The organism is Actinomadura meridiana (genome assembly GCF_039537545.1).
In the GTDB taxonomy this organism is placed as follows: domain Bacteria; phylum Actinomycetota; class Actinomycetes; order Streptosporangiales; family Streptosporangiaceae; genus Spirillospora; species Spirillospora meridiana.
In genome coordinates this window covers 439,570-452,137 of sequence record NZ_BAABAS010000020.1, presented here as the reverse complement: position 1 = coordinate 452,137, position 12,568 = coordinate 439,570, and the positions used below count along the sequence as shown (strand labels likewise).

Genomic DNA, 12,568 nt, shown 5'->3' with positions numbered 1-12,568 from the left:
CCGAGAGGCGACCCACACACCGGTTCAGACCGAGACCCCGCCGGGTCGCACGACCCGGTGGGGTCCTGGTCGTTTCGGGGCCGCTGCCAGACTTGCGGCATGAGTCTCGCGGCGCATCTGGAAGAACTCGGCCGTCCGCTGGTGGACGAGCAGCTTCGGCACCCCACTGTGCGGGGCATCGCCCAGGGGAACCTTGACGAGGCGGTCTTCCGCTCCTGGCTCGAACAGGATTACCTCTTCCTGCACGACTACGTGCGCGTATTCTCGCGGCTTGCCTGGCAGGCGCCCGCGGCCCATCTTGGAGACCTCGTCGACCTGGCCTACGCGACGTTTCACGAGGAACTCGATCTGCACCGGTCGCTGTCCGCGAGCTTCGAGGCCGACCTGGAGGGCGCGACGAAGGGCCCGGCCTGCGCGGCGTACACGTCGTTCCTGCTGGACAGCGCCGCTGTTTACGCCGACGGTCTCGCCGCCCTCTACCCCTGCATGTGGGGCTATTCGACGCTCGGACGGCGGCTCGCCGAGAAGCCGCCGTCCGAACCGCGCTACCGCCGGTGGGTCGACACCTACGCCGACCCGGGATTCGCCGAGCTGACCGCCCGCATCGCCCAGATGATCGACGAGTCGGGCGCAGACCCGGGCACAGCCGAACGACTGTTCCTGGAGGGCATGCGTCACGAACTCGCCTTCTGGGACGTCCCGCTCTGACCGGGCCCCCGCTGTGTCGGCTGTCCCGCGCTGCCGACCCGGCGCTGGCCTCCTTCGTCGCCACCTTGCGGTCAGCGGGCTTCGGAGCCCGTGGTCAGCGGCTTGAACCCGCGCAGGCGCAGGCTGTTGCTGACCACGAAGACCGAGGAGAACGCCATCGCGCCCCCCGCGATCATCGGGACGAGCAGGCCGGACGCCGCCAGCGGGATGGCCGCCACGTTGTAGGCGAACGCCCAGAACAGGTTGCCCCTGATCGTGCCGAGCGTGCGCCGGGCCAGCCGGATCGCGTCCGCCGCGGCCCGCAGGTCGCCGCGGACGAGGGTCAGGTCGGACGCCTCGATCGCCACGTCCGTGCCGGTGCCCATCGCGAGGCCCAGATCGGCCTGCGCGAGCGCGGCGGCGTCGTTGACCCCGTCGCCGACCATCGCGACCGTCCGGCCCTCGGACTGGAGGCGCTTGACGACGTCCACCTTGTCCTGAGGTAGGACGTCGGCGATGACCTCCGTGATCCCGACCGCGTCCGCGACCGTCCTGGCCACGGTCTCGTTGTCGCCGGTCAGCAGCACCGGACGCAGCCCGAGCGCCGTCAGCTGCTCGATCGCCTCCCGCGACGTCGGCTTGACCTGGTCGGCGACGGTGACGACCGCGCGGGCCTCGCCGTCCCAGCCGACCGCGATCGCGGTGTGGCCGAGGTTCCGTGCCTCCTTCATCGCCTGTTCCAGCTCGGGTGTGAGCCGCTGCGCCCATTCGGCGAGGAGCTGCGGACGGCCCGCGAGGACGCCGTGACCGTCCACCATCCCCTGGACGCCCAGCCCCTCGACGTTGGCGAAGTCCTCGACGGTGCCGAGTTCGCCGACCCGCTCCGTGGCGCCCTTGGCGATCGCCTGTGCTATCGGGTGCTCGGAAGCGTTCTCCAGCGCGCCCGCCAGCCGCAGGACGTCGGCCTCGTCGACGCCGTCGGCGGTGATGACGTCGACCAGGGCCATCCGTCCGGTGGTGACGGTGCCCGTCTTGTCCAGGACGACCGTGTCGATCTTCCTTGTGGACTCCAGTACCTCCGGGCCCTTGATCAGGATGCCGAGCTGCGCGCCGCGTCCCGTCCCGACCATGAGGGCGGTCGGGGTGGCGAGGCCGAGCGCGCACGGGCAGGCGATGATCAACACGGCGACCGCCGCCGTGAACGCCGCCGCGAGCGGTTCGCCGGTGCCGATCCAGAAGCCCAGCGTGCCGAGCGCGAGCGCGATCACGACCGGCACGAACACGCCGGAGATCCGGTCGGCGAGCCGCTGCACCTGCGCCTTGCCGGTCTGCGCGTCCTCCACGAGCCGCGCCATCTGCGCGAGCTGCGTGTCGGAGCCGACGCGGGTGGCCCGGACCACAAGCCGCCCGCCCGCGTTGACGGTCGCGCCGACCGCGGTGTCGCCGGGGCCGACCTCCACCGGGACCGACTCGCCGGTCAGCATGGAGGCGTCCACGGCGGACGAGCCCTCCTCGACCGTCCCGTCCGTGGCGATCTTCTCGCCGGGACGGACGACGAACAGGTCGCCCACGGCCAGCCGGTCGACCGGGACGCGCTCCTCGCGCCCGTCCCGCAGGACCGAGACCTCCTTCGCGCCCAGTTCGAGCAGCGCCCGGAGCGCGGCGCCCGCGCGGCGCTTGGACCGCGTCTCGAAGTACCGTCCCGCCAGGATGAACATGATCACGCCGGACGCGGCCTCAAGGTAGATGTTCATCGACCCGTCCGACCGGGTCATCGAGAACTCGAAGCCGTGCTTGACGCCCAGCTCACCGGCGGTGCCGAAGAACAGCGCCCACAGCGACCAGGTGAAGGCCGCCAGCGTGCCGACCGAGATCAGCGTGTCCATGGTGGCCGCGCCGTGCCGCAGGTTGATCGCCGCCGCCCGGTGGAACGGCCAGCCCGCGTACACGACGACCGGGGCCGCCAGCGTCAGCGACAGCCACTGCCACGCCTCGAACTGGAGCGCCGGGATCATCGCCATCGCGATGACCGGCACCGACAGCACGACCGAGGTGATCAGCCGCTGCCGCAGCGCCGTGAGCCCGTCGTCCGGCTCGGGAGCGGCTTCCTGGGCCCTCGGCGGAGCCGGGAGTTCGGCCTTGTACCCGGCCTTCTCGACGGTGGCGATCAGCTCGTCCGGGGACACGTCCCCGGAGTACTCGACCCGAGCCTTCTCGGTGGCGTAGTTGACCGTCGCGGTCACGCCGTCCAGCTTGTTGAGCTTGCGCTCGATGCGGTTGGCGCACGACGCGCACGTCATACCGCCGATCGCCAGCTCGATACGCTCGGACGCGGTGTCCGTGCTCATCGCTCCTCCTCCGCTTCAGATCGGTCAGTGCGTGTGCGGCTGGTCGTCGTGCCCACCGGTCGGCGCCGCCTGGACGCTCCCTGCGTGCACGGTGAACTCGGCCGTGCGGACCTTGCCGTCGTGCTTGAAGTCCAGGTAGAGCCGGTAGGCGCCTGGGCTCGGCGCCTCGGCGAAGAACGTGATCCCCGGGCCCGGCTCGGTCTCGCCGTCGCCCGGCTCCCCGTCCGGGTGGACGTGCAGGTAGGCGAGGTCGCCCTGGCGCAACGCCACCAGGTGACCGTACGCCTCCAGGTAGGGCTCCAGATCGGTGACCGGCCTGCCGTCCTTGCTCACCGACAGGGTGAGCTCCGTGGACTTGCCCGGGGTGAGGCCGCCGGACAGCGTGACCTCGTACCCGTCCACCTTCGCGACCCGTGCGGGTTCAGGCAGCGGCGCGGGCCGCAGGTCGCCGGGGACGAAGACGTCGGTCCCGAGCGTGAGTTGCCGCTTCGCGCCGTCCGGCTGGACGTCGGTGAAGAACCGGTACACGCCGGGCTTGGCCAGCGTGATCGGCACCGTCCAGACGCCCCCGCCCGCCTCGGACGGGTGCAGATGCTGGAAGCCCGACAGGTCGCGGCGCGCGACGATCAGGTGCAGCCGCTTGCCGTGCAGGGGCGTGTATCCCGTGACGGGCTTGCCGTCCGGGCCGTTGATGGTGAACCGGAAGTCGGTCCGCTCACCGGCCGCCAGCGTCGTCCCACGCGGGACGAGCGTGTAGCCGTCCTCGGAGATCTGGAGACCGCCGGGCGCGTGACCAGCCGCCCCGCCATCTCCGCCGCCCGCGGCACCGCCGTGCCCATGGGACGCCGTCTCGGCCGACGCCCCAACGGGCCCGACGACCTTGCCGAGTCCCGCCGCGCCGCCGAAGACGACCGCCAGACCCACCGCATAAGCTCCGACTTTGGTCGCGCTGTTCATTCCGACTCACTCCGTTCAGAGGCGCACCTGGTGCGCTCCGGTCATGCCTTCAGCTCGTAACCGGCTTCTTCCACGGCGCCCTTGACCTGGACGACGTCGAGGGGCGCGTCACTCGTCACGGTGACCTTTCCGGTCGCCAGATCGACATCGACGCCGGTGACGCCCGCGATCTGCTCGACCTCCTCCGTGACGGAGCTGACGCAGTGGCCGCAGGTCATTCCGGCGACGGTGTAGGTGGCGGTGCTCATCTCGCGACTCCCTTGATTGTTACCCCTAGGGGGTATCTCCCGGGCCTCATCGTGCCATAGCGTTACGCTCCTGACAACCCATACCCCCTATGGGTTATTTCGAGATCCCGGTCACATGCCCGCCGAGTCCGGCCAAGGGAGCGCTTGTGGCGGTTACCCACGGGTCGTTACGCGGAAGTTATCCACACCCTGTGTGACCGCTCGTCCGCGCACTCCTCCACCAGTTCAAGTGGATTCGTAGAGGTATAGCCCTTGAAAACGCCGCCCGCCCGGACGCATCGCGAGTTGTGCACAGGGTTTTCCACAGGCTTCCACAGCCCTGTGGAAACCCCACGACCGGGGGTTTCGTACTCTCTTAGGGAGGTCGTTCGCGTCGCGAGTGGCGCCAGGGCGGGACGGAGTATCCACGTATGCCTGAGTTGCCTGAGGTGGAGGCGCTGGCCGCGTTCCTGCGGGAGCGCGTCGTCGGCCATGTCATCGCCCGCGTCGACGTCCTCGCCATCTCCGCGCTGAAGACGTACGACCCGCCGGTGACCGCGCTCGGCGGGTTGACGGTCACGGGCGCGTCCCGGCACGGCAAGTTCCTCGACCTGGACGTCGACGGCATCCACCTGGTGATCCATCTGGCCCGCGCGGGCTGGCTCCGATGGCGGGACGAGATCCCGACCCGACCCGTCCGCCCCGGCGGCAAGAACCCGCTGGCCCTGCGCGTCCACCTGGACGACGGTTCGGGCTTCGACCTGACGGAGGCGGGCACCAAGAAGGGTCTCGCCGTCTACGTCGTCCGCGACCCCGCCGACGTACCCGGCGTCGCGTCACTCGGCCCCGACCCCCTGAACGACACGTTCACCCCCGAGGCGCTCGCCGCGATCGTCGGCGGAAAACGAACCCAGATCAAGGGCCTCCTCCGCGACCAGAAGGTGATCGCCGGAATCGGCAACGCCTACTCCGACGAGGTCCTGCACGTCGCGAAGATGTCCCCCTTCAAAATCGCCGCCTCACTGACCGAGGACGACGTCGCCACCCTCCACAAGGCCATCGTCACCACCCTGCAAGACGCGGTGGCCCGCTCCCGCGGCCTGGAGGCACAGGACCTCAAGGGCGAGAAGAAGACGGGCCTACGCGTCCACGGCAAGACAGGCCAGAAGTGCCCCGTCTGCGGCGACACGGTCCGCGAGGTGTCGTTCGCGGACTCGTCCCTCCAGTACTGCCCCACCTGCCAGACGGGCGGCAAGCCACTAGCCGACCGCCGCATGTCCCGCCTGCTGAAATAGGGTGCTTGCCCTGACGACCTGGATTAGCGCGCCAGCTAACGCAACTCTGCCGTCAATCGGTTGATGTATGCGGGAGCCACAGTCCGAATCGTGTCTTCCGGGATGTCGCCTTTATGGGCTGCGACGGCGAGATCTACGCCGGGCGTCCGTGCGCCACCGAATAGATCTCGAAGCAATGTGATTCCATTTTCGGTGACACTGCTCACGCGCAGGTCCTGGATGAGGGAATTGAAGGTCGCAGCCACTTGCTGGGCAGGGACGGTGGCCATGATGCGATAGACGTCGCCCGCATCCTTGTTGGTGAGGCGATCTGGGTGAGTGCTGACCCGGGCAAGCCGCTCGCCGATCTTGTAAGATTTGGCTACCAACAGGGCAGCGGGCCCCGCGACCTTGGCGGTGATGCTGCGCGTGTCTGCTGGATCGAGGCTCCGGATGGCCATTGGTCCGCAGTCGACGGCACAAACCTCCAGTCCGGCGACCCAACGTGCGGTCATCTTGCCGTGCGGAGGAATCTTGGCGCTTCTGCTACCAATATTATCCGCGAGATCTTTACCGACAAGGATGTCTAATTCGATCGGAATTCTCTTGTCACCGACACGCTCGGTACGCACCCATAGGCCCGGTTGGCTGGCCTGCATAAGGTCAAATCCGGCCGCCCGTAGCGCTTCGTCCAGCTGTGGGTGATCACCCAGCAGGGCCGGGTCGATGCTCAGGTCGGCGTCAGAAGTAAATGGGGCGTTGCGCATGGTGGCGTCAGGCGTGCGTAGGTAGACAGCCTGGGCCCCGACGACGGTGAGTGCCTCCAGATGTGGACGCAGGGCGGTAAGTCCGTCGAGGAGCACGCGCCGTGCGGCGACGACTAGGTGATCTCGGTCAACGCCTTCAGGGACTGCGGAGATGACTAACTCCCTTTCCGGACACGGATCTTGCCATGGGTTGCGCTTGGCCTCGGGGTTCGGTATCGGCGCAGCCCCGTGACTGAGGCATGGTCACCACGTGGTCGAGACTGAGCAAGCCTTGGCGAGCTTTCGCCGAGTCTTGATTCCCAAAGGTAGATCATAGGGTAGACGGCCCTGATTAAGTAGGCAGACGGTCCGCACGCCACTCTTTCGTATTGCCCTGCATGTAGCTAAGGACAGCTTCGCCCTCTGCGGGCATTCTTCCGGGGCCAGATAGGCAGTCCAGAACGATCTGACTCAAAGCCACGTGGCGCACCCCGCCACGGTCCACGGTCCGTTCGAAGACCACCGGGTCGTGGGCTCGCAGCAGAAGCACATCGGCCCCTTTGTCGACGCGCAACAGGCCGAGTTCGTCTCCAATCTCGTCAGGCAGACGCGGCGCACTGGCGGGATGATAGAGCATCAGCTGTCCCCCCACGGCCAAGGGCGCCACCGCGCGCGCGGCATATGAACCAGTAAGGGCTATCCATTCGCTGTGTTCCGTTAGCATGGCGGGTAGCGCCTTGAGTACCGCGTCGATGCCGTTCGGGGCTACCATGCCGACGTAGGAGTTGTGCCGCAGCAGGTCGTAGTGCTCAGCGCGAAGGCGCAGGAGATCAGGCCAGTCCACTTGAGTGATAACCCGGCCATCGCGCCGGATCAGTCGTTGCTCCTCTAGGGCTTCTACAAGTCGAGAAACATAGGGCAAGCTGAGCCCAGTCACCCTAGCGAGATCCGTGGCTCTGTAGGGCGGGGTGACGTCGGTCAAGATCCGTACAAGCCGAGCAGCCTTGGCCCCAGCCAATGTCGTCCTGCTGCTTCTGGTGGCCCTCGAACGCGGAGCACGGCTCGTGCCCTGGGCGTAGATGGCGATGGCAGGCCTGGAGACACGCAGAGACACGTTGCCGGTGAGGTCAATGTATCCGATGTTGTAGTCCTGCAAGAGCCGTCGGACGCGTGGTGTGATCCAAGGGGCGATCACCAGAAGGTTCGTGTAGTTGCTCACTTGCCGCAGCAACTCCAACTTGGGGAGCAGTTGCTCGTCCACGAGGCGGGGGGAAACTCTACTTCTCAGATCGACCATCACCTGCGTGAAGACGCTGTCGCCGTCTGCCTTTACTTGGATCATGACATCGAGGCGTCGCCTCGTGCTTCTGACCTCCTGCGAGGCTGGCTGGACGGTGACCTTCCAGTCGGGGCCGAGCAGGTCACGCAGGACCGCCAGCCCCTGCTCAAGGAGTGAGTCTGGGGTCAGGGCATCGGGCTCCGCCAAGGGTTCCACCAGGTCATCATGGCAGAGAGAACACCAAGCTTCCGGGTAAACTTGCCCATGACGCCAACTTTCTTCATCGAGGCAAGTGCAGGATCCAGGCAAGTTATCCCCGGAGCGTCACTTGCCTGTGACGGACAACATGCGCTTTGTGTGGGTTGAAGGCGGGCTACGCGCGGGCAGTCGTCTCAGTCATAGCCACGCTGTGGGACGCGGCGGCGCGTTTGCGTAGACCCCAAGGGAGGGAAGAAGACCGGCCCGCGCGTCCACGGGATGACCGGCCAGAGATGCCCGCCTGCTGAAGTGAAAGGTCAGCCCACCGCGACGGCCTCGATCTCCAGCAGCCACGACTCGTCGTAGATGCCGGTGATGATGATCGTGATCGCCGGCCGGTGGTCCCCGAGGACCTCGTGCCGGATCCGGCTGTTCGCCTCGCGGTGCCGCCGGTCGGACAGGTACACGGTGACCTTGGCGAGGTTCTCCACGGTCATGTCCGCGGCGGCCAGCACGGCCCGCACGTTCTCCCAGGCAAGGCGGCACTGCCCGTCGAAGTCGGCGGGAACGTCGCCCTCGATGGTCCAGGGCGGCTGACCACTGATGAACAGGGTCCGCTCCGCACCTCGAACCAGCGCGGCGTGGGCATAGGCGGGTGACGATTCCGGCAGTTCGGCGGGATCCACGGAGTCGATCGAGAGGGTCATCGCGCTCCTCGCAAGCGATGGGGAGGCGCCCATGATCGCAGACCCACGACGCTCTCACCCACCCGTCGCACGGCGACGACGGCGAGCGAGATCGAAGGCTGCGCGACCTGGATCTAGATCCGTACGTCGTCGGGGTCAGAACTCGTCGAGGCCGCCGACCTGGCCGATGGTGAAGATGTGCCGCGTCGCGGCGCAGATCGTCTCCAGGGTGTGGATCGGCGTGCCCTCGGTCGAGTAGGAGGCGCGCAGCACCTGGACGACCCATTCGCCGGGGTCGAGCTGGAGCGTTTCGGCCTCGAAGAGGGTCGCCGGGCGCGAGGTGAGCGTCTCTTCCGCATGCCCGAAGGCGTAGCCGAGCGCGACGATCGCGGCTTGGAGGGAAGGTCGGACGAACTCCGGCTCGGCGATCCTCGTCCCGGTGAACAGGTCGGCACGGAAGTAGGAGGTGGCGACGCGGACGGGCACGTCGTTGGCCGTCATCATCTTGCGGCGGGCGAGGACGTCGTCGCCGGGGTCGACGCGCAGGCATGCCGCCACGTGTTCGGTCGCGGGCTCGTTGCCGATGTACAGCATCCGGCGGCCGGGCGTGATGCCCTGCCGCTCGGCCTCGGTCAGGAACAGGGACGCCGAGCCGCGGGTGGCGGGATCCGTGGGCAGGGCACGCTGGACGATCACCGAGGGCGCCTGGCTGACCGGTGCGGCCGGGGCCTTGGCCACCGGCCCTTTCCGCATCTGCGAGACACGGCCGGGTGTGACGCCGAGCACCTTGGCGATGTCCTCCAGCGTGTGACCGGCCTCGCGGGCCTCAGCGATCGCGCCGCGGCGGATCCGAGCGGCCTCCTCGGTGAGGCCCTGCTGCTCGGTCATGGTGCGGCTGATCGCCCGTGCACGCTCGATCGGGTCGGCGATGGCGGAGATGTCCCGCAATGTCCTTAGATCCACGTGATCGACTCCGGTTTTCGCTGGCGAACTTTAGGGCCCCTATTGCTCGCGTGGCCTGGGCGTTCTAGCCTCACCCCGAGACGACTTTAGGCCCCCTAAAGTCCTTCACGTCGAGGGGTGTCCCATGGGTACAGGCATGTCCGGCCGCGCGGACCAGTCTCCTACAGGGGGGATCAAGGCCGCAGCGTCCCCCCTCGACCGGACCAAGGCCCGGCTCAAGGCGGAGTTTCCAGGCTGGTCCATCATCCACTCCGACCGTGGCCGGTGGTGGGCTATGCGCGGGCCCCTCGACCGCGAAGACCTCAGTAGGGAAGCGTCTGTCGACGCGGACACGGCGGAGGAACTCGCCGAGCGGATCCGGGCGGTCAGCCGTGGCGCCCTGTGACCGGCTGCCCGACGACACGGCCCGAATCGACCCCGTCCCGATCCGGGTCGCGGAGGCGCGGCGGATCGAGGCGCGGTATGGGGGCGTGGTGTGGTTCGGGTACTTCACGCGGGGGTGGTGGGCGCTGGTGGACGAGGCCTACCTCGTCGAGGGCGCGACCCCGGACCGGTTAGGCGAGGCCATCATGGCCGTCCGGCGCCGCGTCCGAAGTGCAGCCCCTCCGCCACCGTGGTGAGCTACTCCAACTGACGGCGATCCATGCCCAACCTTGCTGGCGTTCCGAACCAGGGGTGGGACGGGTCAGGCCCCGGCGGGGCCGGGGCCTGACGGGGTTGTGAGGCGAGCCGGAACGGGGATGGCTCGGTCAGCGGACCTTGGGGACGTTGCCGAACAGCGGGCCGATCTTTGACCAGCGGTTCAGCTGGCAGCCGTCGTCACGGGTGAACTTCGTGTCGATCGGCTTGCCCTGCCAGGTGCCCTTGACCGTGGCGATCTCCGGGCCGCCGTAGATCATGGTGCAGGGCTGGTTCTCGGGAACGGGTTTGAAGGGGTCCTTGACCTTGGTGAGCGCCGCGCAGGCGGCGGCGGCCTTCGGATGGTCGCCGCTCGGCGGCTCGCAGCTCAGGGTCCAGGACTTGGCGGGTGCCTCCTTGGAGGCTCTTACGTTGATCGTCAGCGTGTTCGCCGGTGCGGAGGGCTTGACGGACGTCGTGCCCTGGGGCGCGCCGGCGGGATTTCCGTTTGCCTGTTCGTCGCCGCAACCAGCCAGGGTCAGGAGCATGGCCAGTCCGGGCGCCGCGAACAGGAGCGTCCGATACCGCATGCGTGATTCGACGCAGGGGTGCTTCGCGCGGTTCCATGGGGGTGTGATGAATTTCGGGGACGACGTGCCGGCGGTGGGAGCCGCTGAGGTTCCGCAGGACGGATACCTCCTGGACGTCCGGGAGCAGGACGAGTGGGACGCGGGCCACGCGCCCACGGCGGTCCACATCCCCATGGGGCAGCTCGGCGACCGGGCGTCGGAGGTCCCCCGCGACCAGGAGGTCTTCGTGATCTGCCGGTCCGGGGCGCGGTCCGCGCAGGTGACGGTGGCGCTCAACCAGGCCGGCTGGCTGGCCAGGAACGTCGACGGCGGCATGAAGGGCTGGGCCGAGCTGGGTCGTCCGATGGAGGCCGAGGGTGACGGGACCCCGTACGTCGCCTGACGGCGGGTGCTCCAGTGATCAGTTCCGGTTTGAGTGATCTATGCCCTTTTTAGGGCGGCCGACCGGTTGTACGATCGGCGCGACCGATACCCGCGGGAGCTCGGGCCACAGCCGGGCTGAGAGGGCGACCTTCGAGGCGTCGCCGACCGCATGAACCTGTCCGGGTAATGCCGGCGTAGGGAGCGTGTCCCGTGACGTCCAAGGTCGATCGGCGCTCGGACGAGCGTCCCCGCAACGAGGCGCCGCTCACGCTCGACGAGCCCGCGGCGAAGATCCTTGGTTTCTGGGATCAGAGCGCCTTCTGGGGGAACCTCGGGGTCAGCCTGCTCGCGTTCTCCGGGGCGTACACCGTCCTCGCGCCGAACGCGGACGGCGTGCCGACGCTGCCGATCATGGCGGGCATCGTCGCGATGGCGGTGGGAACGGTCCTGGGCGGGCTGATGCTGGGCCTCGCCGCCGTGCCGGGGGCGCGCACCGGGCAACCGGCGATGGTGCTGCTGCGCGGCCTGTTCGGGGCGCGGCTGTCGTACGCGCCGACCGTGCTGAACATCGCGCAACTCGTCGGCTGGGGCACGTTCGAGCTGATCGTCATCGCGGATGCGGCGCGCGAGCTGTGGGACGGCGTGCCGCGCTGGAGCTACGTGATCGCGGCCGGGGCGATCACGACGGTCCTGACCGTCTGGCCGCTGGGATCGGTGCGGTTGCTGCGCCGGTACGTGACCGTCGCCGTGGTGATCGCACTGGTGTACTTCTACGTCCAGCTGCTGCGCGAGCCGCTGCCCGATCTGACCGATGGGTCGTGGGGCGGGTTCTGGCTCGGGGCGGACGCGGCGCTCGCGGTGTCGATCTCCTGGGTCCCGGTCGCCGCCGACTACACCCGGCATTCCCGGACGGAGCGGGCCGCGTTCGGCGCGGCGGCCGTTGGATATTCCGTTACGCAGATCGTCGCGTACGTCCTTGGGCTGCTGGCGTTGGCGATCGTGGCGGGCGACACGACCAAGGTGTTCGATCCTTTCCTCAACGTCACGCTCGGCGTGGTGTTCTTCGCGATCTTCGTGTTGCGGGAGGCGGACCAGTCGTTCGCCGACACCTACTCGACGGCCGTGTCGATCCAGAACCTCGTGCCGCGCGCCGACCGCCGGGTGCTGAGCGTCGCGCTCGGCGTCCTCGTCACGGTCCTCGCGCTGGCCCTGGACATTGGCGACTACGCCGGATTCCTGTCACTGATCGGTTCGGTGTTCGTGCCGATGCTCGGCGTGCTGGCCGCCGACTTCTTCCTCGGACGGCGCCGCCGCGCGGACGGGTGGGATGTGTCACGTGCGGCGCCGTCCCGCTGGGGCATGATCGCCGCCTGGGCCGCCGGGTTCGTGGTGTACCAGCTCATCAACCCCGGAACCGTCGGCTGGTGGGCGGATTTCTGGGCGGACGTCCAGGACGCTCTGCACTTCGCCCCGCACACCTGGATGAGCGCGTCGGTGCTGTCGTTCCTCGCCGCGGGCCTCGCCGCGCTCCTCGTCGGCAGACTTACTGGAAAGTAAGGTTTCTATGTCGGCCGCCAGGAGGGGGAAACTTTCGGCGTAAGTTGCCCGGCGGCGGCCGGGAGTCCGGTGGCA

At 68.3% G+C, this 12,568-nt stretch carries 14 protein-coding genes and 1 riboswitch; of the genes, 6 read left to right on the top strand and 8 right to left on the bottom strand.

The window, feature by feature from the left end; translation table 11 throughout:
- The first annotated feature begins 99 nt into the window (after positions 1-99).
- Positions 100-708 carry a TenA family protein gene (locus ABD808_RS28105; RefSeq protein ID WP_344902579.1) on the top strand — a complete coding sequence of 203 codons (609 nt, stop codon included), beginning with the start codon at positions 100-102 and terminating at the stop codon, positions 706-708.
- A 71-nt stretch (positions 709-779) separates the two neighbouring features.
- Here ABD808_RS28105 and ABD808_RS28100 read toward each other — a convergent pair whose 3' ends face one another.
- Genes ABD808_RS28100 through ABD808_RS28090 form a run of 3 tightly spaced genes read right to left on the bottom strand, consistent with a single transcriptional unit; the run spans position 780 to position 4,240 of the window.
- Entirely contained in the window at positions 780-3,035 is a 2,256-nt protein-coding gene (locus tag ABD808_RS28100) for a heavy metal translocating P-type ATPase (RefSeq protein ID WP_344902576.1), read from the bottom strand.
- Positions 3,036-3,059: 24 nt separating this feature from the next.
- Positions 3,060-3,992 carry a hypothetical protein gene (locus ABD808_RS28095; protein WP_344902573.1) on the bottom strand — a complete coding sequence of 311 codons (933 nt, stop codon included), beginning with the start codon at positions 3,990-3,992 and terminating at the stop codon, positions 3,060-3,062.
- 41 nt (positions 3,993-4,033) lie between these two features.
- Positions 4,034-4,240: a heavy-metal-associated domain-containing protein gene (locus ABD808_RS28090; protein WP_344902570.1), complete on the bottom strand. Its 207-nt coding sequence runs from the start codon at positions 4,238-4,240 to the stop codon at positions 4,034-4,036.
- 410 nt (positions 4,241-4,650) lie between these two features.
- Between ABD808_RS28090 and ABD808_RS28085 the strand changes: the two genes are divergently transcribed.
- Complete coding sequence (locus ABD808_RS28085; protein WP_344902567.1) at positions 4,651-5,514, top strand: Fpg/Nei family DNA glycosylase; 864 nt, start codon at positions 4,651-4,653, stop codon at positions 5,512-5,514.
- A 35-nt stretch (positions 5,515-5,549) separates the two neighbouring features.
- Here the strand turns inward: ABD808_RS28085 and ABD808_RS28080 are convergent, their stop codons facing one another.
- The 4 genes from ABD808_RS28080 to ABD808_RS28065 form a co-directional block, all read right to left on the bottom strand.
- The gene (locus ABD808_RS28080) at positions 5,550-6,356 is read right to left on the bottom strand and encodes a hypothetical protein (protein WP_344902564.1); all 807 of its coding nucleotides are present in this window, start codon (positions 6,354-6,356) and stop codon (positions 5,550-5,552) included.
- Between the two features lie 235 nt (positions 6,357-6,591).
- On the bottom strand, positions 6,592-7,734 hold the full coding sequence (locus tag ABD808_RS28075) for a helix-turn-helix domain-containing protein (RefSeq protein WP_344902561.1): 1,143 nt from the start codon (positions 7,732-7,734) through the stop codon (positions 6,592-6,594).
- Positions 7,735-8,033: 299 nt separating this feature from the next.
- Entirely contained in the window at positions 8,034-8,423 is a 390-nt protein-coding gene (locus tag ABD808_RS28070) for a RidA family protein (protein WP_344902558.1), read from the bottom strand.
- A gap of 135 nt (positions 8,424-8,558) precedes the next feature.
- Entirely contained in the window at positions 8,559-9,365 is an 807-nt protein-coding gene (locus ABD808_RS28065; protein WP_344902555.1) for a GntR family transcriptional regulator, read from the bottom strand.
- A gap of 124 nt (positions 9,366-9,489) precedes the next feature.
- Here ABD808_RS28065 and ABD808_RS28060 point away from each other — a divergent pair, with 124 nt between their 5' ends.
- Together ABD808_RS28060 and ABD808_RS28055 are read left to right on the top strand one after the other, a co-directional pair.
- Complete coding sequence (locus tag ABD808_RS28060; RefSeq protein WP_344902552.1) at positions 9,490-9,750, top strand: hypothetical protein; 261 nt, start codon at positions 9,490-9,492, stop codon at positions 9,748-9,750.
- Positions 9,737-9,985 (top strand): hypothetical protein, encoded by a 249-nt coding sequence (locus tag ABD808_RS28055; protein WP_344902549.1) that lies wholly within the window; start codon positions 9,737-9,739, stop codon positions 9,983-9,985. The genes ABD808_RS28060 and ABD808_RS28055 overlap by 14 nt, the downstream gene beginning before the upstream one ends.
- Positions 9,986-10,114: 129 nt before the next feature.
- Here ABD808_RS28055 and ABD808_RS28050 read toward each other — a convergent pair whose 3' ends face one another.
- On the bottom strand, positions 10,115-10,573 hold the full coding sequence (locus tag ABD808_RS28050) for an SSI family serine proteinase inhibitor (protein ID WP_344902546.1): 459 nt from the start codon (positions 10,571-10,573) through the stop codon (positions 10,115-10,117).
- Positions 10,574-10,619: 46 nt separating this feature from the next.
- Here ABD808_RS28050 and ABD808_RS28045 point away from each other — a divergent pair, with 46 nt between their 5' ends.
- Complete coding sequence (locus ABD808_RS28045) at positions 10,620-10,955, top strand: rhodanese-like domain-containing protein (protein WP_344903522.1); 336 nt, start codon at positions 10,620-10,622, stop codon at positions 10,953-10,955.
- An 82-nt stretch (positions 10,956-11,037) separates the two neighbouring features.
- Positions 11,038-11,154, top strand: a riboswitch (TPP riboswitch).
- Positions 11,147-12,493: a purine-cytosine permease family protein gene (locus ABD808_RS28040; protein ID WP_344902543.1), complete on the top strand. Its 1,347-nt coding sequence runs from the start codon at positions 11,147-11,149 to the stop codon at positions 12,491-12,493. Its footprint overlaps the riboswitch before it by 8 nt.
- Positions 12,494-12,568 lie beyond the last annotated feature (75 nt).

Bases quoted from the DNA above. Each gene is read 5' to 3' on its own strand.
- ABD808_RS28105 (WP_344902579.1), top strand. From the start codon at position 100: ATGAGTCTCGCGGCGCATCTGGAAGAACTCGGCCGTCCGCTGGTGGAC.
- ABD808_RS28100 (WP_344902576.1), bottom strand. From the start codon at position 3,035: ATGAGCACGGACACCGCGTCCGAGCGTATCGAGCTGGCGATCGGCGGT.
- ABD808_RS28095 (WP_344902573.1), bottom strand. From the start codon at position 3,992: ATGAACAGCGCGACCAAAGTCGGAGCTTATGCGGTGGGTCTGGCGGTC.
- ABD808_RS28090 (WP_344902570.1), bottom strand. From the start codon at position 4,240: ATGAGCACCGCCACCTACACCGTCGCCGGAATGACCTGCGGCCACTGC.
- ABD808_RS28085 (WP_344902567.1), top strand. From the start codon at position 4,651: ATGCCTGAGTTGCCTGAGGTGGAGGCGCTGGCCGCGTTCCTGCGGGAG.
- ABD808_RS28070 (WP_344902558.1), bottom strand. From the start codon at position 8,423: ATGACCCTCTCGATCGACTCCGTGGATCCCGCCGAACTGCCGGAATCG.
- ABD808_RS28060 (WP_344902552.1), top strand. From the start codon at position 9,490: ATGGGTACAGGCATGTCCGGCCGCGCGGACCAGTCTCCTACAGGGGGG.
- ABD808_RS28050 (WP_344902546.1), bottom strand. From the start codon at position 10,573: ATGCGGTATCGGACGCTCCTGTTCGCGGCGCCCGGACTGGCCATGCTC.
- ABD808_RS28045 (WP_344903522.1), top strand. From the start codon at position 10,620: ATGAATTTCGGGGACGACGTGCCGGCGGTGGGAGCCGCTGAGGTTCCG.